This window comes from Rhizobium sp. BK399, assembly GCF_014194695.1.
Taxonomy (GTDB): domain Bacteria; phylum Pseudomonadota; class Alphaproteobacteria; order Rhizobiales; family Rhizobiaceae; genus Rhizobium.
Genome location: NZ_JACIAH010000013.1, coordinates 83,283 through 102,114, shown reverse-complemented (window position 1 = coordinate 102,114; position 18,832 = coordinate 83,283). Strand labels below are relative to the sequence as shown.

Sequence of the window (18,832 nt, the reverse complement as noted above, 5' to 3'; positions counted from 1 at the left end):
AGCATGTGGGCCTTGGCAAGCACAGCCCGGGCGTTTAGTGCATGGCCATCTTCTCACGCGACATCTCGAGGCGAACGATGGAACTAGAAGAGCGATTGAACGATGTACGCTCGCGTATTGCTGCAGCCGAGCTGCAAGGCAGACGACCGGATGGGTCGGTCCAGCTGGTTGCCGTCTCGAAGACATTCGACGCAGACGCGATTCGCCCAGCGCTCGAGGCTGGGCAGCGAATATTCGGAGAGAACCGGGTCCAGGAAAGTCAGGGAAAATGGCCTGACCTGAAAGCTGAAATACCCGGCATCGAACTTCATCTCATCGGACCCCTGCAGTCGAACAAGGCAGCGGAAGCAGTGGCGCTGTTTGATGTCATCGAAACTGTTGATCGCGAGAAAATTGCCCGCGTACTTGCCGATGAGATGAAGCGCCAGGCGAAGACCCCCCGCCTCTACGTTCAGGTGAATACCGGGCTTGAGCCGCAGAAAGCAGGAATCGCACCCAAAGAGACGATGCAGTTTATCGGTTTTTGCCGCGACGAGCTCGGCCTCACCATTGAGGGATTGATGTGCATTCCGCCCGCTGACGAAAATCCGGGCCCGCATTTCGCTTTGCTGGCGCAGCTCGCGAAGGCTTGCGGCGTCGAGAAATTATCGATGGGAATGTCCGGGGACTATGAAACGGCGATCGCCTTTGGGGCGACCAGCGTCCGCGTGGGGTCCGCGATTTTCGGCGCCCGCTGATACGCTGCTTTCGTCGGGCTTCCTCTCCTGCCCAGCCTCTCCTAGATTGCTAAGGTAACTTGCATATCCTGGGGAGGAGCAGATGCAGGGTGGCTATCAGCGAACCTATGCCAGATGGAAGGACGATCCCGAGGCCTTCTGGCAGGAGGCGGCGGCGCAAATTGACTGGTTCAAAGAGCCGGAACTGACGTTTTCACGGGAGGGCGGTCCATATGGCCGTTGGTTCCCCGGGGGCGAAACCAATACTTGCTATAATTGCTTGGATCGCCATGTTCGGGCAGGTCGCGGCGGCGACACCGCATTCATCTACGACAGCCCCATCAGCGGTGCGAAGACCATCTTTACCTACGGCGAAGTTCTCGCCGAAGTGAGTGCCATCGCCGCGACGCTGCGCGAACGGGGGATTGGCAAGGGCGACCGCGTTATCATCTACATGCCGATGGTGCCGCAAGCAGTCTTCTCCATGCTTGCATGCGCGCGCATCGGCGCTGTTCATTCCGTCGTGTTTGGTGGCTTTGCCGCAAACGAGCTTGCCGCGCGCATTGACGATTCGGGAGCGAAACTAATCGTGACCGCAAGTTGTGGGCTCGAGCCGGGGCGGGTGGTACCCTACAAGCCTTTGGTGGATCAAGCGATTGCCATCGCCAAGTCAAAACCAGCGCATTGTCTTGTCCTGCAAAGACCGCAGCTTGCGGCAGATTTGGTCGATGGTCGTGATGAGGATTTCGAGGCTGCTGTTGCGAGAAACCGTGGAGTGAAGGTGGAATGCGTTTCCCTCGGCGCTACGGACGAACTCTATATTCTCTACACATCGGGCACGACGGGCCAGCCTAAGGGCGTTGTGCGCGACAACGGTGGTCACATGGTCGCCCTTAACTGGTCGATGCGGAACATCTTCGGCATCCGGCAGGGTGAAGTCTTCTGGGCTGCCTCCGATATCGGTTGGGTTGTCGGGCATTCCTACATCGTCTATGCGCCGCTGCTGGCAGGCGCCACCAGCGTGATCTTTGAAGGAAAGCCGGTGGGCACACCCGATGCCGGCGCCTTCTGGCGGATCGCTTCGGAGCATGACGTTCGCGTTCTCTTCACCGCCCCCACCGCCTTCCGCGCCATTCGCCGCGAAGATAGCGAGGGTGTTCACCTCAAGGCGTATTCCATGCCGAATTTCAGGGCCCTGTTTCTGGCGGGAGAGCGCGCCGATCCGGAGACATTGAAGTGGGCCGAGCGTATGCTCGATGTTCCTGTGATCGATCATTGGTGGCAGACCGAAACCGGATGGCCGATGGTGGCGAATCCGCTCGGCCTTGAGGTGTTGCCGGTAAAGCATGGCTCCCCATCGGTACCCATGCCCGGATACAGCATCCACGTTCTCGATGACGCCGGCCACCCGGTTGCGCCGGGGATACTTGGCAATGTGGTTGTCCAGCTCCCCCTGCCCCCAGGTTGTCTGCCCACTTTGTGGAATGCGGATGCGCGCTTTCACTCAGCCTATCTGGCCGAATTTCCTGGCTATTACAAAACGGCGGATGCCGGGTATGTGGATGAGGATGGCTACCTCTTCATCATGTCTCGCACGGACGACATCATCAATTGTGCCGGTCACCGTCTGTCGACGGGGGCCATGGAAGAAGTTTGTGCCACGCATCCGGATGTCGCCGAATGCGCGGTGGTCGGAATTGCCGACCAGTTGAAGGGGCAGGTGCCCTGCGGTTTCCTTGTCCTCAAAAAGAATGTTTCACGGGAAACATCGGCGATCGAATCGGAGGTCGTTCAGCTCATCCGGGAAACGATCGGCCCGGTGGCTGCTTTCAAAACGGCGATAACCGTCGACCGCCTTCCCAAGACCCGCTCTGGCAAGATCCTGCGCGGCACGATCCAGAAGATTGCCGATGGCGTGCCGTGGAAAATGCCGGCGACGATCGACGACCCGGCAATTCTCGAGGAGATCGGTGAAGCGTTGCGCAAGCGCGGCTTCGGCTCGCTGCCGATGTAGATACAAAGTAAAAAGGCCCCGCTACGCAGGGCCTTCTAAATCATTCATCAAAACAATCAGTACTGATCGTCTTCGTCCTCATCCTTCGGAGAGGACTTCAGCGACTTGAGTTTTGCGAAGACGGCATCGGCGTCGATTTCCTTCTCCTCTTCGCGATCATGGCTCGTCAGACGTTCAGTTTCATGCGCCGACTGCAGGGTCGCGCCAAGCTCGGCCGCCGTCGGCAGCGGACGACCCTTTGCTGCCTTCTCGACTTCCATGTCGAGATCGATTTGGCTGCAGAGACCGAGTGTCACCGGGTCCATCGGCGCGAGATTTGCGGAGTTCCAGTGTGTGCGCTCGCGAATCTGTTCGATTGTCGATTTTGTGGTACCGACCAGCCGTGAAATCTGCGCATCCTTCAGTTCCGGATGGTTGCGCACCAGCCAGAGAATGGCGTTCGGACGATCCTGGCGCTTCGAAACCGGTGTGTAGCGCGGACCGCGACGTTTGGATTCGGGAACGCGAACCTTGGGCTCGGAGAGCTTCAGCTTATGCGCCGGATTCTTTTCCGCGCGGGCGATTTCGTCGCGTGAAAGCTGACCGGTTGCTATGGGATCGAGACCCTTGATGCCTTGCGCAGCTTCGCCATCGGCAATTGCCTTCACTTCGAGCGGATGCAGTCTGCAAAACTGAGCGATCTGGTCGAATGACAGGGCTGTGTTGTCGACGAGCCAGATGGCAGTCGCCTTCGGCATGAGCAATTGTTGAGCCATGGATATAGTCCTTCTGTCGTCCGCGCCGGTGTCGCGGTCCGTGGATTGTCACCACTATGTCCGGGAAATATGGCGCTATATAACCGCAGTGACGCAGAATTGCAATTGATCACGAATGAAATGACCTTTGTCTAATTGCCGGGCAAATGCGACCTGCTATGAATGCCTAGAGCCAAGCCGGACTGCTTCGTTCCGTCCGGTGTCCGAGTGAGGAGGAGTTCCATGTCCGAAAAGATCTACCCGGTGCAAAAACCGGTGAAGAACCATGCGCTTATCGATAGAGCCAAGTACGAACAATGGTACGAGGAAAGCGTCGAGAACCCTGACAAATTCTGGGGCAAGCATGGCAAGCGGATCGATTGGTTCAAGCCTTACACGAAGGTCAAGAACACGTCCTTTACTGGCAGGGTCTCGATCAAGTGGTTCGAGGACGGGCAGACGAACGTTTCCTACAACTGCATCGATCGGCACCTGAAGACCAACGGTAATCAGACGGCAATCATCTTCGAGGGCGACAACCCGTACGTCGACAAGAAGATCACTTACAACGAGCTTTACGAGCATGTTTGCCGGATGGCGAACGTGATGAAGAAGCACGGCGTCAAGAAGGGAGATCGCGTCACGATCTACATGCCGATGATCCCGGAGGCGGCCTACGCGATGCTCGCCTGCGCACGCATCGGCGCAGTCCATTCGGTGGTGTTCGGTGGCTTCTCTCCGGAAGCACTGGCCGGGCGTATCGTCGATTGCGAATCCACCTTCGTGGTCACCTGCGACGAAGGCGTCCGCGGCGGCAAACCTGTTCCGCTGAAGGACAATACCGACACGGCCATTCACATTGCCGCCCGCCAACATGTCATCGTCGACAAGGTGCTCGTGGTGCGCCGTACCGGCGGCAAGACCGGCTGGGCGCCGGGCCGCGACCTCTGGTACCATCAGGAAATCGCCACGGTTAAGCCGGAGTGCCCGCCGGTGAAGATGAGGGCGGAGGATCCGCTATTCATCCTTTACACTTCCGGCTCGACGGGAAAGCCAAAGGGCGTATTGCATACGACCGGTGGCTATCTCGTCTACGCGGCAATGACCCATGAGTATGTCTTCGACTACCATCCGGGCGATATCTACTGGTGCACCGCCGACGTCGGCTGGGTCACCGGTCATTCCTACATCGTCTACGGTCCGCTTGCGAACTGCGCGACGACGCTGATGTTCGAGGGGGTGCCGAACTTTCCGGACCAGGGTCGGTTCTGGGAGGTTATCGACAAGCACAAGGTCAACATCTTCTACACGGCGCCGACGGCGATCCGGTCGCTGATGGGGGCTGGCGATCACTTCGTCACCCGCTCGTCGCGCTCTAGCCTGCGTCTGCTCGGAACAGTCGGCGAGCCGATCAATCCGGAAGCGTGGGAATGGTATTACAATGTCGTTGGCGACAAGCGTTGCCCTGTCATCGATACCTGGTGGCAGACGGAAACGGGCGGTCACATGATCACGCCGCTTCCGGGCGCGACCGACCTGAAGCCGGGGTCCGCGACGATGCCGTTCTTCGGCGTGAAGCCGCAGCTGGTCGATAATGAAGGCAATGTACTCGAGGGTGCCGCCGACGGAAACCTCTGCATTACCGATAGCTGGCCGGGTCAGATGCGGACCGTCTACGGCGATCACGAGCGCTTCATCCAGACATACTTCTCGACCTACAAGGGCAAGTACTTCACCGGCGACGGCTGCCGACGGGATGAGGACGGCTACTACTGGATCACCGGTCGCGTCGATGACGTGCTGAATGTTTCAGGCCACCGCCTCGGTACCGCCGAAGTCGAATCCGCGCTCGTTTCGCACAACCTTGTCTCGGAGGCGGCTGTCGTGGGCTACCCGCATCCGATCAAGGGTCAGGGCATCTATTGCTACGTCACGCTGATGGCCGGCAACGAAGGTTCGGACGATTTGCGCCAGCAACTGGTCAAGCATGTCCGCAGCGAAATCGGCCCGATCGCTGCACCCGACAAGATACAGTTTGCCCCGGGTCTTCCAAAAACGCGTTCGGGCAAGATCATGCGCCGTATCCTGCGCAAGATCGCCGAAGATGACTTCGGCTCTCTCGGCGATACCTCGACGCTTGCCGATCCGGCAGTAGTCGATGACCTCATCGCCAACCGCCAGAACAAGGCGACCGCATAAAGAAGGAAGCCGCTCCGAGCGATCGGGGCGGCTTCAATTCTCTGCGCCGCAGGTTTCTCGCGGTTTTCGGCCGCCGTTGTAGGCCCGCACGATCCCGTCTTCCAGCATGTCTTGAGCCGGATTCCTGCCATCTGAAAGGGTGACGTTCGCCAGGATGCGGCCGAAATACTTGTCGCCCGCGATCTGCGTCAGCTGGATTTCCGATGATCCCGATGTCAGGGTTTCGAGGGCATGGCGCGCGTCGATCCCCGCGCGTCTTGTTTCAGCGCAGCTAGAGTGCATTTCGGGCGCGTCGATTCCGCGGATCCGGACATACACTTCCATTGTCTGCTGCGGCCAAGGACGCGCTTCGACCAGCAGCGTGTCGCCATCGATCACCCTCAGGATTTCCGCCGAAACAGGCCCTTCTATTTCGTCGCGAGCAACGGCCGTTACAGGGGTCGCAACAAGGGCAAGCGCAACGAGGGGAGCAATCTTTCTCATAAAAGGAATAAATTCCGATCATGAGTGAAAGTCAATAGGAATATTTACTTAGAAATCGATCGCCCTGCCATTGATTTCCCAATCTCCAAAGCGCGAGGGATCTGCGCCGCCGCGGCCACCTATCTCTGCAGGCATTTCTACCGGCTTCTCGTTTCGGCGCCGCTCTTCGGCCTCGGCAAGCGCGCGCTTGGCAGCCGGTGATAGCAACTTCCGAGGAGCCTCGGCAGCCTCAGTCGCCAGGGTTTCGTCGTTGTCGTTGTCTGCTGGCTGCATCATGCGATTCCGCCTGAAAAACATTGAAAATGGCTGGTGAATGACCAAATCATAGAGCGCCAGCGCCGCAATTGAAACCCTCTGGTTTTATGCGGTCCGCTCAGGGGCACTTTGGAGATAGCGATGAATCTTGTCCGTACAGCCATGTTGCTCGCCTTCATGACCGCATTGTTCATGGCCGTCGGCTTCCTAATTGGCGGGCGTGGCGGCATGATGATCGCGTTCGTGATCGCCGCCGGAATGAACTTCTTTTCCTACTGGAATTCCGACCGGATGGTGCTGTCGGCTTATCACGCCCAGGAGATCGACGAGCGCAATGCGCCGGAGTTTTTCACGATCATAAGGGATTTGGCGCGCAATGCTGGCTTGCCGATGCCGAAGGTCTACCTCTACGACAGCCCACAACCAAACGCCTTCGCGACAGGTCGTAATCCGGAAAACGCTGCCGTTGCCGCGTCCACTGGGCTACTGAGTGCGTTGACGCCCCAGGAAGTCGCCGGCGTGATGGCGCACGAACTGGCGCACGTGCAGAATCGCGACACCTTGACGATGACCATCACGGCGACGCTTGCCGGCGCGATTTCCATGCTGGGAAATTTTGCGTTTTTCTTCAGTGGCAACCGAGAAAACAACAACAATCCGCTCGGTTTCGTAGGGGTGTTGCTGGCGATGATCGTCGCGCCGCTTGCTGCAATGATGGTGCAGATGGCCATCAGCCGGACGCGCGAATACTCGGCCGATCGCCGTGGTGCAGAGATTTGTGGTAATCCGCTGTGGCTTGCATCGGCACTTGGCAAGATCGCACGTGGCGCCTCGCAGGTGCCGAACTACGATGCCGAGCGCAATCCGGCAACCGCCCACATGTTCATCATCAATCCGCTGACCGGTGCTGGGATGGATAATCTGTTCTCCACGCACCCGAACACGGAAAACCGGATCGCAGCGCTGCAGGAAATGGCGCGCGGTGGCATGAATATCTCGACGCCGCCGGTTCGCGCTGATAATCCGATGCGCAAATCGCGTTCGGTTCCGAATACCGGTATTGATCGCGGTGGTTCACAACCGCCAAAAGGTCCGTGGTCTTGAATTCTGACGGCAAGAAAAAGCCATTTCGCAAACCAAAGTCTTCCAATTCGGGCTCTGTCGCTGCTCCGGCAAAGCCCGGATTGCAGGTTCGCGCTGCCGCGGCCAAGATCCTGGCGGCCGTCGTCGACCGGAAGCTTTCGCTTGACGGTGCCTTGGACAATGAACATGGCAATCCGGCGTATAAGGCTCTCAATGAGGGTGACCGAGCCCTCGTTCGCGCCATTCTCAATGCGACGCTGCGCCATTTGCCGCGGATCGACGCCGCAATCGCCGGCTTGCTTGAGTCACCCCTTCCGGAAGGCGCGCGGGCCCTGCATCACGTTCTTGCGATTGCCGCCGCGCAAATTCTCTACCTTGATGTGCCGGATCACGCTGCGGTCGACCTCGCCGTCGAGCAATCAAATCAGGACCCCCGGAATCGCCGTTTTGCAAAGCTGGTGAATGCCGTTCTGCGCCGTCTTGGAGGCGAGAAAGACCAGATCTTTGCCGAGATCAACTCCATTCCAGTAATGCCGGAATGGTTTCTCGACCGGCTTGAGAAGGCCTACGGCAAGGAAAGGGCGCGATCGATCTCTGACTCGCAGCTGGAGCCGGCGGCTATCGATCTTACGGTCAAGGATGACGCGCAGGGATGGGCGGAACGTCTGGGCGGCCTCGTGCTGCCGACCGGTGGTGTTCGGCTGGCTGCCTTCGAGGGTGGCGTCCCCTCACTGGAAGGATTTGCGGAAGGCGCGTGGTGGGTTCAGGACGCAGCAGCCAGCATTCCCGCCCAATTGTTTGGCGACTTGGCGGGCAAGCGCGTTGCCGATTTATGCGCAGCTCCCGGCGGTAAGACAGCCCAGCTCATCCTTGCCGGAGGCAACGTTACTGCGGTCGAACAGTCCGAAAACCGCATCAAGCGACTGCGAGGGAATCTCGATCGGCTTGGATTGAATGCCGAGACTGTTGCCAGCGACCTCACCAAATACGAGCCGACGGAGCTTTTCGACGCCATACTGCTCGATGCGCCCTGCTCATCGACGGGAACGACGCGTCGCCATCCCGATGTTCTCTGGGCCAAGGGACCGGATGACATAGCGAAACTTGCAAGTCTTCAGGAACGCCTGCTGCGACACGCGATAACCTTGTTGAAGCCGGGCGGGACGATCGTCTTTTCCAATTGCTCGCTTGATCCGGCCGAGGGCGAAGAGGTAATCGCGCGCGTACTTTCCGACACACCGATGCTTGAGCGTGTCGCCATTGATGCCCAGCAGTGGCCGGGCCTGGAATCTGCCATCAATGCCCTCGGAGAATTCCGCACCACACCCGACATGCTCGAAGCTCCCTCCGGTTTTGCCAGCGGACTTGACGGTTTCTACGCCGTCATGATGCGCCGTGTTGCCTGATTGAAAGGCAACTGGCATAGTTGAGCACCTGTCATAATTTGATACGTAAGTGTCACTGATTCCGGGCTTATTCACTTATTCTTAACGACGCGGGTCAATAGACAATAAACATGTGGTCCGGGTTCTCGACTCTTTACGTGGGAGAGGCTTGGCGGCGCACGCTGTGCCGCGGAGCAATCCTGCGGCTGCGTCTCTTCCGCCATACCGTTCACGCCCCGGAGCGGTTGATCGTCGCTCCCACCGACCTGCGCGCGGTCGATCCGCATGTGGCCGACGAGATTTTGAACGGTCGCTTCCCGCTCGCCGGTCGGCTCCTCGAAACCGGTGGCAAGTCGCCCTTCAATTTCAGTCTCCCATCCCGATCATTCGCCCTGCGGCTTCATAGTTTTGGCTGGCTCCGCCACATGCGGACCAAGAAGAGCGACCTGCATTCGAGCGTTGCCCGGTCCATCGTCAACAATTGGCTGTCGCTGCATGGCGGCCGCATCGAAGGTATCGCCTGGGAGATCGATGTTACCGCGCAGCGTGTTATTTCCTGGCTCTCGCATTCGCCTGTCGTTCTCCATAACGCCGATCGCGGCTTCTATCGCCGCTTCCTGCGCTCGCTAGCCTTCCAAGTGCGATTTCTGCGCCGCATGGCAAAGTACGCGCCACCCGGCGAGGTTCGCTTTCGATTGCGCATTGCCCTTGCAATGGCCTCTATTGCCATGCCGACGCGCGCAGGTGCCCTTCGGCGCGCTGCTGATGCACTGGACCAGGAGTTCGACAGCCAGATTCTACCGGATGGCGGGCATGTCTCGCGCAATCCGCGCGTCGGCCTGGAATTGCTCTTGGATCTTCTTCCGCTCCGGCAAACCTATGTCAATCTCGGGCATGATTTGCCGCAGAAGCTGATTTCCGGCATCGATCGCATGTACCCAGCGCTGCGGTTTTTCCGGCACCAGGATGGCGACCTTGCGCTTTTTAACGGCGCAACGTCGACGCTCGCGACGGAATTGATGTCGTTGCTTCGGTACGACGAGACTGCGGGTGATCCCTTCAAGGCGATGCCCCATTCACGTTATCAACGGTTAGCCTCAGGTAGAACGGTGGTCATTGCTGATACAGGATTGCCGCCGGCCGGCAGTCTGTCGCGCACGGCGCATGCGGGTTGCCTGTCGTTTGAGATGTCGTCCGGACGTCACCGCTTTATCGTCAATTCCGGATCGCCGAAGTTTGCCGGCAAGCGCTACGTGCAGATCGCTCGAACGACGGCTGCGCATAGCACGGTGACCGTCAACGACACTTCTTCCAGCCGTTTTGCGTCCTCCGACTTCGTCGCAAACGTTATCACTGACGGCGTGAAAAGCCTGAATGTGGATCGCGTGCTCGCCGATGACGGCCGCGACGTGATCAAGGCAAGCCATGACGGCTACCTCAACGCCTTCGGTGTTCTGCATGAGCGAGAGCTGACCCTGAACGCCACGGGATTGATCGTTACGGGCTGTGATCGGTTGGTTGCGCCGGAAGGCAAGGTCGATGAGGCCGTGCGTGCGGTGGCGCGCTTCCATGCTCACCCATCCATCAATCTGAAGCAGTTCGACAAAGAGTCGGTGATGATGACGGCGCCCGATGGAGAAACATGGCTGTTCTCGTCGCCCGGCAACGAGATCGTCATCGGCGAGGACGTTTTCTTTGCGGATGCTTCGGGCATTTGCGGTTCCGACCAGATCGAGATCGCCTTCTCCTATCCCGAGCGGCCGGAAATACGCTGGTTTTTATCGCGCAAGGGCTAGCGAGTGTTTCCGCGGCGGCAAAGCTGTGCTAACGCGGCGCCATCATCCGCTTATCCCTCGCCGGATATCTCCCGAAGACCAAACGGAGAAGCCTCATGGCCGTTGTTTCCAAGAAAATCCCCGCACCCGACAAGGTCGCAGTCAAGACCGCGTTGCTTTCGGTATCGGACAAGACCGGTATCGTCGAACTCGCGCGTGCGCTCGCCGACAAGGGCGTTCGCCTCCTGTCGACCGGCGGCACTCACAAGACAATTGCGGCGGCCGGTCTTACGGTGACCGATGTTTCCGAGGTCACGGGTTTTCCAGAGATCATGGATGGTCGCGTGAAGACCCTGCACCCGAAAGTGCATGGTGGGCTGCTCGCCATTCGGGACGATGCTGAACATCAGGCGGCAATGAAGGCGCATGGCATCGAGGGTATCGACCTGGTGGTCGTCAACCTCTATCCGTTCGAGGATGTTCGCGCTGCCGGCGGCGACTATGCGACGACTGTCGAGAATATCGATATTGGCGGCCCCGCGATGATCCGCGCATCGGCCAAGAACCATGCCTACGTGACGATCCTGACCGATCCGGCGGACTATCCTGAGTTGCTCGAGCAACTGGCTTCGGACGCCGGTCAGACCAGCTATCCGTTACGCCAGCGGATGGCCGCCAAGGCGTTCGCGCGCACGGCAGCTTATGATGCCATGATTTCCAACTGGTTTTCCGAAGCTCTTTCGATCGACACACCGCGTCATCGCGTCATTGGCGGCGTGCTCAAGGAAGAAATGCGTTATGGCGAAAATCCGCATCAGAAGGCGGCATTCTATGTGACGGGCGAGCGTCGCCCCGGTGTTGCCACCGCGTCGCTGCTGCAGGGCAAACAGCTTTCCTACAACAACATCAACGACACCGATGCGGCTTATGAACTCGTCGCCGAGTTCCTGCCCGAAAAGGCAGCAGCCTGCGCGATCATCAAGCACGCAAACCCCTGTGGCGTGGCGACCGGCACCAACCTGCTGGAAGCCTACAAGCGCGCGCTTGCCTGCGATTCCGTTTCGGCTTTTGGCGGTATCATCGCGCTCAACCAGACGCTCGATGCGGAAACGGCGGAAGAGATTATCAAGCTCTTCACCGAAGTTATCATCGCACCCGACGTCACCGAGGAAGCGAAAGCCATCGTTGCACGCAAGGCAAATCTTCGTCTCCTGACTGCAGGTGGCCTTCCGGATCCGCGCTCAGCCGGCCTGACGGCGAAAACCGTCTCCGGCGGCCTGCTTGTGCAGAGCCGAGACAACGGCATGGCCGAGGATCTGGAGCTCAAGGTGGTTACCAAGCGTGCGCCGACCCCGCAGGAACTCGAAGACATGAAATTTGCCTTCAAGGTAGCCAAGCATGTCAAATCGAACGCCGTGGTTTATGCCAAGGATGGACAGACGGCCGGCATTGGCGCAGGGCAGATGAGCCGCGTCGATTCTGCCCGTATCGCTGGCCTGAAGGCCGAGGAGGCAGCCAGGGCTCTCGGGCTTGCAGAGCCGCTGACACGCGGTTCGGCAGTGGCGTCTGAGGCCTTCCTGCCCTTCGCCGACGGCTTGCTGTCCATGATCGCCGCTGGTGCAACGGCAGTGATCCAGCCCGGTGGATCCATGCGCGACCAGGAAGTGATCGATGCTGCAAATGAGCACAACGTCGCGATGGTCTTCACCGGCATGCGGCACTTCCGCCACTAAACCCGTGGGCTGCCGTTACGCCCTGTCCGCTGGATAGGGCGTACGGAAAAGCAGGACCAGTCCTGCAGCGAGGAAGATTACCAGTGTTGCCATTCCCAAGCGCGACGAACCGGTCGCATAGGTTACGGCGGAAAAGAACAGCGTCGCCAGAAAGCTCGTAGCGCGCCCTGACAGCGCGTAGATGCCAAAATAGCGACCGGCCTCGCTCAGGCTTACGCTGCGCGCGAGATAGGACCGCGAGGACGCCTGCACCGGGCCGAAGGCAAGACCGATCAGCAGACCGTAGGCAATGTATGCCTTCTCCGCTGCCGTACCGAAGAGGCCGCCGGAATCGGCGGTTGGCAGCTTCAGCAAACCAAAGAGAGTGTATCCAGGCCCGGTCGACACTATCCCGATAGTGGCGATCAGCAACATTGTCAGGCTGATAACGATCGTCGACTTAGAGCCTATACGCCGATCAACGCGACCGGCAATGATGCAGCCGAAGATCGCAACGACGTTGAGTATGATTCCGTAGATCCCGATCTCAATCGTCGCCCAGCCGAACATTCCGGCAGCAAAAGCGCCGCCGAGGATCAGCAGCCCGTTGACGCCATCCTGATAGATCATCCGGGCGATGAGGAAGCGAACAATGCCACGGCGATGCTTGAGTTCGGCAAGTGTACTCTTCAACTCGGTAAAGCCGGCTCGCACCGCAGCGCCAAACGGAAGGCCCTTGCTGATGTCAGGTGTGAAAAAGAACATCGGCAGAATGAAGATCAGATACCAGACAGCCGAGATCGGCCCAGTGATACGGGCATCTTCGCCCTGGTGCGGATCGAGACCGAACAACGGATCGAGACCAAGAATTGTTTTGCCGGATTCGAGATTGCCGGCGAGCAGGACCACGACGGCGATAAGAACAATCATCCCGCCGAGATAGCCGAGGCCCCAGGCCGTATTGGATAGTTTGCCGACCTCGTCTTTGCTGACGAGCCGAGGCATCATGGAATCATTGAAGACGATCGAGAACTCGGCCGCGATCGAGGCCAGGATCATGAAGATTATTGGGTAGATCAACGGTGAGCCGGGCGCTGCAAACCAAAGGCCGAAGAGGCTCGCAATCTTGATCACCGCGAAAAACGCGATCCAGGGCTTTCGGGCGCCGGACTGATCGGCGATGGAGCCGAGGATTGGCGACAAAATGGCGATGATCACCGAAGAGATCGTCGCCATGTTGCTCCACATTGCCTGGGCGGAGACCGGATCGGCAGTCAGGCGCGACACGAAGTAGGGACCGAAGATGAAGGTCGTTACAACAGTGAAGAATGGCTGGGCTGCCCAGTCAAAGAGCATCCAGCCCCAGATGCCCTTCTCCGATGCCCTAGCCGGCTGCGTTCCCGTCCAGTCGATGCGATTCACAGTCCGCTCCTGATTCCGAGCGGAACTGTCTCACCTAGCCCCGTCGCGCGCAAGATCGGTCAACAGACCAGCCGCCACGGTGATACGGGCAAGGTTCGGGTCGCCGCTGTCGCTCAACCCCGACAGTTCCTCCGCTATCCGGTTGATCCTGATGCGATCGCCTGCATGCCAAGCTTGGACCGGAAGCTTGTCCTTACCGTGGTTGGCAAGTGCCGAAATGACGATATCGCGTCGCGCGCTTGCGATCTGGTCGATGCTGCGGGCCAGCGCCAGGTTTTCATAGTGGTCAGCCGTGATGATCCGTGAGCCGGCGGCAAGCAAGCGCCCGATCCGGAAGGTCTGGGAGACAGCAAAATAGCTTTCCGCGGCACGCGCCAGCGGTTCGCCCGTGCGGGCAGCGATTTGCATGATCTCAGGTACGAGGGCAAAGCCGAGCAGCCCCGAGATCTCGGCGGCCAACTTATCCGGCACACCGGCGTCACGATACTCCTGCTGCCGCGCTTCGAGCTCCGGCACCGTCTGGTTGGCGAAAATCGGCTTGAGCTTCTTGAGGGCAGTCTGAAGTCCCTCGACAGTTGCGGATATATCGCCCTTGGTCATCTGAGTCTTCAGGAGCAGGCGGGTCAGCACCGTGAACGTATGACTGATTTCCTCGTAGATGCGGTTCTGCATCTGGCCGGAAATCTTGCCATCCAATGCGTCTGTCTCCGCCCAGAGTCGGCTGAGGTCAAACCCATCGCGGGCGATTATCGCGGCCCGAACAACCTCAGGCGCGGATGCCGCCGTCGCATCCGTCATGCTGATGGCAAAGCTTGGGCCGCCGCGGTTGATGGCCTCGTTTGCCAACACTGTCGCAATGATCTCGCGCCGTAGACGGTGGGTATCGATATCCGACGCGTTCGTCTTGCGCATCTTTGCGGGGAAGTAGTTCGAAAGTGTTGCCGCGAAATAGGGATCGTCCGGCAGATCGCTGGCAGCCAATGCGTCGAACAGCACGATCTTCGCATAGGACAGCAGAACGCCGATTTCGGGTCGGGTGAGCGGCTTGCCAGCGGTATAGCGTTCCGCGAGGACCGTGTCGTCGGGAAGGGTCTCCACCTTCCGGTTCAGCTGCTTTGCGCCTTCGAGCACTGTCATGAGCCGAGCAAGTTCCAGCCCGTTGGCAGTGCCCTTGCGCTCGGTCAGCGATATCGCGAGAGACTGCAAATAGTTGTTCCGCAGCACGAGCCTGCCGACCTCGTCCGTCATGGAAGAAAGAAGCTGATCGCGCTTTGACCGAGTCAGGCGACCGTCGTGCATTGCTGCTGCGAGAGCAATCTTGATATTGACCTCGACGTCGGACGTGTTGACGCCGGCCGAATTGTCGATTGCGTCGGAATTGCAGCGCCCGCCTCGCATTCCATAGGCGATACGACCTTTCTGTGTGACACCAAGGTTTGCGCCTTCGCCGATCACCTTGGCGCGCACGTCTTCGGCAACAACGCGAATTGGGTCGTTGGCACGATCGCCGACTTCAGCATCGGTTTCCGACGGCGCCTTAACGTAGGTGCCGATGCCACCGAACCAAAGCAGGTCGACCGGGCTCTTCAAGATGGCCGTCATGATCTCGAACGGCGTTGCTACGGCCTTGTCGATGCCAATCGCAGCCACCGCTTCCGGCGTCAGAGTGACGGACTTTGCCGAGCGCGAAAAAATCATCGCACCTTTCGAAAGGACGCTCTTGTCGAAATCCTGCCAGCTCGACCGTGCCAGGTTGAAGAGTCGCTGCCTTTCGGCAAGCGTCTTCGCCATATCTGGATCGGGATCGATGACGATGTCGCGATGGTCGAAGGCCGCAATCAGCCGGATTTTGGGCGACAACAGCATGCCGTTGCCGAAGACGTCGCCCGACATGTCGCCGACGCCGGCGACCGTGAACGGCGCGGTCTGGATGTCGATGTCCATTTCGCGGAAGTGGCGCTTTACCGTTTCCCAGGCGCCGCGAGCGGTGATCCCCATCTTCTTGTGGTCATAGCCAGCCGATCCGCCCGAGGCGAAGGCATCATCGAGCCAGAAGCCCGCTTCCTGAGCAAGCGCGTTGGCGGTGTCCGAGAAAGTCGCAGTTCCCTTGTCGGCTGCCACGACGAAGTAGGGGTCGTCGCCGTCGAGCCTCACCGTATCCATTGGCGGCACGATATCGGGGCCACTGATGTTGTCAGTAATGGACAGCAACGTGCGGATATAGGTCTTGTAAGCCTCGCGGCCGGCATTGAAGACTTCGTCGCGGCTGCCGCCAGCCGGCAGTTTCTTCGGGTAGAAGCCGCCTTTGGCGCCGACCGGTACAATGACGGCGTTCTTGACCTGCTGTGCCTTCACCAGGCCGAGTACTTCGGTCCGGTAATCTTCGGCACGGTCCGACCAACGCAAGCCGCCACGCGCCACCTTGCCGAAGCGCAGATGGACACCTTCGACTTCGACGCCGTAGACGAACATCTCGCGGAATGGTCGCGGTTCAGGGAGTCCGTCGACCAGATGCGGATCCAGCTTGAAGGCCAGCATCGCCTTCGGCGAGCCGTCCGCATTGCGTTGGAAGTAATTTGTCCTCAAGGTGGCGTCCACTACGTTGACGTAACGGCGAAGGATGCGATCATCATCGAGGCTCGGCACATCGGAGAGAGCCGCCTCGATCCTCTGATGATGCTCGGCCGCCTTCTTGATCCGTACCTTCTCGGAGATCTTGGGATCGAGCGCGTCGTAGAACAGCCGGAATATCATTGCCGCGATGACCGGATACTTGTCCAGCGTCGTAGCGATGTAATCCAGCGAGTAGGGAATGCCCGCCTGACGCAGGTAGCGCGCATAGGCGCGAAGTACGCTGGTTTCGCGTGCAGTCAATCCGGCCGAAACGATGAGCCGGTTGAAGTTGTCGTTGTCGATGACGCCGCTGAATGCAGCTAGGAATGCTTCTTCCAGCATTTCGCCATGACGGTGAAGGTCGATTTGTATGCCCCCCCGCGGCTCCAGTTCCATATCATGCAACACAACCAGCGTTTCCGCGCCGCCGTGGAGGGTTACGTCGATGTCGAATGTTCCCTCACTAATGACGTTGAAGCCGAGGTTTTCAAGCAGCGGTACGCGGCGGGACAGGGCAAGTTGGCCGCCGGAATGGAAGATCTTCAGGCAAAGCAGCTCAACGCCGTCTTTTTCCCGCGTGTAGAACGCGATGCGGATCGGCTCCCCGGCCGCGCAGGCGGCGATATCCTCGAGATCGTAAAAGGTTTCTTCCGGCGGGAAGAGATCCTGGAAGGCGTGGCTTACGTGCAACTGAGGGGCCTTCGGCCCGGCTAGGGCTTCGAACCGATCATCCCACCGCGCGGTGATGGCGCGAATGGCTTCTTCCAGCTTTGCCTGCGGTACGCGAGGGGTCTTGCCTCCGGACCGGCCGATGATGAAGTGGACGCGTGCGACACCACCCTCCGGGAAAGCCGGATAGTAGGCCGAGACACGGCCATCGTAGACGGTCTTCAGATAGGTCCCGATCTTCTCACGCACGATCGAGTCATACTCTTCGCGTGGGACGTAAACGATCACCGATACAAATCGGTCGAAATGGTCTATGCGCGGCAGGACTCGGACACGCGGCCGATCGGCAAGATCGTTGATCTGCTCGGCGAAGCCGGCCAGAAGCGGTGTGTCGATCTGGAAGAGGTCGTCGCGCGGATAAGATTCCAGCGTGTTATCGAGCATACGGCCCGAGTGGCTCATTGGGTCGAAGCCGAAATGTTCCTTCACTCGCTCGATCTTGGAGCGGAGCAGCGGGATATCGCTTGCAAGCGACGTGTAGGCAGTCGAGGTGAACAGACCGACAATACGCAGTTCGCCCGTCACATTGCCGTCGGCGTCGAAGCGCTTGACCCCCACATAGTCCATGTAGGCGCGGCGATGGACGATCGACTTCACATTGGCCTTGGTCACGATCAGGAAGTCCGGGCCATCCAGGAATGCCAGGATTTCCGGGGTCGTCGTCACCGCATCCTTGCCGGTGCGCAGAACGAGAACGTCGGGGTTCGACAGGATGCCAAGACCCGTGCCCTTGTCGCGTTCGACCTTCGCGCTCGCGCCCTTGCCGGAGTAGACATACTCCCGCATGCCGAGGAAGGTGAAATTTGCGTCGCGGAGCCAGGTCAGGAAGGCAAGCGCTTCGTCCCGTTCAGTCTTCCGCCGGCTGGCATTGTAGGCGGAAAGCTCATCGATCACCGTTCCAAGCTTATCCAGCATGGGTCTCCAGTCGGATACCGTTACCCGCACTTGCTCGACCACCGTTTTCACTCGCTTGACAAGCTCAGCGGCCTGGGCCGCTGTCAGGGGCGCAAGATGTAGCTGGATGTGACTGACGCGATTGGCCGGCTCGCTCGGGAGATCAGCGGAGTAAAGTTCGGGAGCCTTGCCGGGCTCCATCACCAGGATCGGATGCACGGCCATGTAAAGGTCGCGATAGCTGCTGGTAACCTCGCCCATCACCGATTCATACAGGAACGGCATGTTGCGGTCGGTCACCGAGAGAATGGATACCGCAACACCGCCCGGCTCCACGTCGGCAATCGTATCGATGGTGATACGTGCCGAGTTGCTGCCCCAGGCAGCCAGTTCCTTGGCCGAATGAACGGCGGAAAGCGCCAACATCTCCGGTGTGTATTGCTCCAGGTCATCGCCGCTGGCACGCCCAAAGAGGATATCAGGATCGAGATAGGTTTCCCCGGTTGCAGCCGCGATTTTGGTCGCGCTTTCAAGCTGTTTTTCTCGTTTCGGATTGTTTCGACCAGCCATCGCAGATACTCCCTCATCTCCTCGATTTGGCGCAAAGTAGCAGAAGATTTGACGAAAGAATCTCTAAATGAGCGCTTTCTGAGGCAGCTTTCATGCGTTTTTGGCCACCGCAACGCAAATTTTCGAAAGATTTTGCTTCGTCGTAGATATGTGGAAATTTCCCGAGCCGACGTTTTCATGTCTCTATGAAGAGCGGTTGACAGTGAAGCAGCAAAAAGGGGATCAACGGGTGTCGAAAGCTGAGTGGA

The 18,832-nt window shown here is 59.1% G+C and carries 12 protein-coding genes; 7 read left to right on the top strand and 5 right to left on the bottom strand.

Annotated features, from left to right (window positions below; genetic code table 11):
* Positions 1-77 precede the first annotated feature (77 nt).
* On the top strand, positions 78-737 hold the full coding sequence (locus tag FHT97_RS23015; protein ID WP_183864381.1) for a YggS family pyridoxal phosphate-dependent enzyme: 660 nt from the start codon (positions 78-80) through the stop codon (positions 735-737).
* Between the two features lie 82 nt (positions 738-819).
* Positions 820-2,730 (top strand): propionyl-CoA synthetase, encoded by a 1,911-nt coding sequence (locus FHT97_RS23010; RefSeq protein ID WP_183864380.1) that lies wholly within the window; start codon positions 820-822, stop codon positions 2,728-2,730.
* Between the two features lie 56 nt (positions 2,731-2,786).
* Here FHT97_RS23010 and FHT97_RS23005 read toward each other — a convergent pair whose 3' ends face one another.
* The gene (locus tag FHT97_RS23005; RefSeq protein WP_016556837.1) at positions 2,787-3,485 is read right to left on the bottom strand and encodes a DUF1013 domain-containing protein; all 699 of its coding nucleotides are present in this window, start codon (positions 3,483-3,485) and stop codon (positions 2,787-2,789) included.
* A 222-nt stretch (positions 3,486-3,707) separates the two neighbouring features.
* On the opposite strand from FHT97_RS23005, the gene acs reads away from it, so the two are divergent.
* Positions 3,708-5,663 (top strand): acetate--CoA ligase, encoded by a 1,956-nt coding sequence (acs, locus tag FHT97_RS23000; RefSeq protein WP_183754920.1) that lies wholly within the window; start codon positions 3,708-3,710, stop codon positions 5,661-5,663.
* A gap of 33 nt (positions 5,664-5,696) precedes the next feature.
* On the opposite strand, the gene FHT97_RS22995 is transcribed toward acs, so the two are convergent.
* Together FHT97_RS22995 and FHT97_RS22990 are read right to left on the bottom strand one after the other, a co-directional pair.
* Complete coding sequence (locus FHT97_RS22995) at positions 5,697-6,146, bottom strand: thermonuclease family protein (protein WP_183864379.1); 450 nt, start codon at positions 6,144-6,146, stop codon at positions 5,697-5,699.
* A gap of 48 nt (positions 6,147-6,194) precedes the next feature.
* Positions 6,195-6,419: a DUF1674 domain-containing protein gene (locus FHT97_RS22990; protein WP_183755320.1), complete on the bottom strand. Its 225-nt coding sequence runs from the start codon at positions 6,417-6,419 to the stop codon at positions 6,195-6,197.
* Between the two features lie 123 nt (positions 6,420-6,542).
* On the opposite strand from FHT97_RS22990, the gene htpX reads away from it, so the two are divergent.
* From htpX to purH, 4 genes are all read left to right on the top strand, one after another.
* Positions 6,543-7,505, top strand: a complete 963-nt coding sequence (gene htpX / locus FHT97_RS22985; RefSeq protein ID WP_183864378.1) for a zinc metalloprotease HtpX — start codon at positions 6,543-6,545, stop codon at positions 7,503-7,505.
* A complete protein-coding gene (locus tag FHT97_RS22980; protein WP_183864377.1) occupies positions 7,496-8,890 on the top strand; it encodes an RsmB/NOP family class I SAM-dependent RNA methyltransferase in 1,395 nt (464 codons plus the stop codon). The genes htpX and FHT97_RS22980 overlap by 10 nt, the downstream gene beginning before the upstream one ends.
* A gap of 110 nt (positions 8,891-9,000) precedes the next feature.
* The gene (locus FHT97_RS22975; RefSeq protein ID WP_183864376.1) at positions 9,001-10,665 is read left to right on the top strand and encodes a heparinase II/III family protein; all 1,665 of its coding nucleotides are present in this window, start codon (positions 9,001-9,003) and stop codon (positions 10,663-10,665) included.
* A gap of 95 nt (positions 10,666-10,760) precedes the next feature.
* Positions 10,761-12,377, top strand: a complete 1,617-nt coding sequence (gene purH / locus FHT97_RS22970) for a bifunctional phosphoribosylaminoimidazolecarboxamide formyltransferase/IMP cyclohydrolase (RefSeq protein WP_183864375.1) — start codon at positions 10,761-10,763, stop codon at positions 12,375-12,377.
* A gap of 15 nt (positions 12,378-12,392) precedes the next feature.
* Here purH and FHT97_RS22965 read toward each other — a convergent pair whose 3' ends face one another.
* The gene (locus FHT97_RS22965; RefSeq protein ID WP_183864374.1) at positions 12,393-13,778 is read right to left on the bottom strand and encodes an MFS transporter; all 1,386 of its coding nucleotides are present in this window, start codon (positions 13,776-13,778) and stop codon (positions 12,393-12,395) included.
* Positions 13,779-13,808: 30 nt separating this feature from the next.
* Entirely contained in the window at positions 13,809-18,584 is a 4,776-nt protein-coding gene (locus tag FHT97_RS22960) for an NAD-glutamate dehydrogenase (protein WP_183864373.1), read from the bottom strand.
* Between the last annotated feature and the right edge of the window lie 248 nt (positions 18,585-18,832).

Bases quoted from the DNA above. Each gene is read 5' to 3' on its own strand.
- FHT97_RS23015 (WP_183864381.1), top strand. From the start codon at position 78: ATGGAACTAGAAGAGCGATTGAACGATGTACGCTCGCGTATTGCTGCA.
- FHT97_RS23010 (WP_183864380.1), top strand. From the start codon at position 820: ATGCAGGGTGGCTATCAGCGAACCTATGCCAGATGGAAGGACGATCCC.
- FHT97_RS23005 (WP_016556837.1), bottom strand. From the start codon at position 3,485: ATGGCTCAACAATTGCTCATGCCGAAGGCGACTGCCATCTGGCTCGTC.
- acs (WP_183754920.1), top strand. From the start codon at position 3,708: ATGTCCGAAAAGATCTACCCGGTGCAAAAACCGGTGAAGAACCATGCG.
- FHT97_RS22995 (WP_183864379.1), bottom strand. From the start codon at position 6,146: ATGAGAAAGATTGCTCCCCTCGTTGCGCTTGCCCTTGTTGCGACCCCT.
- FHT97_RS22990 (WP_183755320.1), bottom strand. From the start codon at position 6,419: ATGCAGCCAGCAGACAACGACAACGACGAAACCCTGGCGACTGAGGCT.
- htpX (WP_183864378.1), top strand. From the start codon at position 6,543: ATGAATCTTGTCCGTACAGCCATGTTGCTCGCCTTCATGACCGCATTG.
- FHT97_RS22975 (WP_183864376.1), top strand. From the start codon at position 9,001: ATGTGGTCCGGGTTCTCGACTCTTTACGTGGGAGAGGCTTGGCGGCGC.
- purH (WP_183864375.1), top strand. From the start codon at position 10,761: ATGGCCGTTGTTTCCAAGAAAATCCCCGCACCCGACAAGGTCGCAGTC.
- FHT97_RS22960 (WP_183864373.1), bottom strand. From the start codon at position 18,584: ATGGCTGGTCGAAACAATCCGAAACGAGAAAAACAGCTTGAAAGCGCG.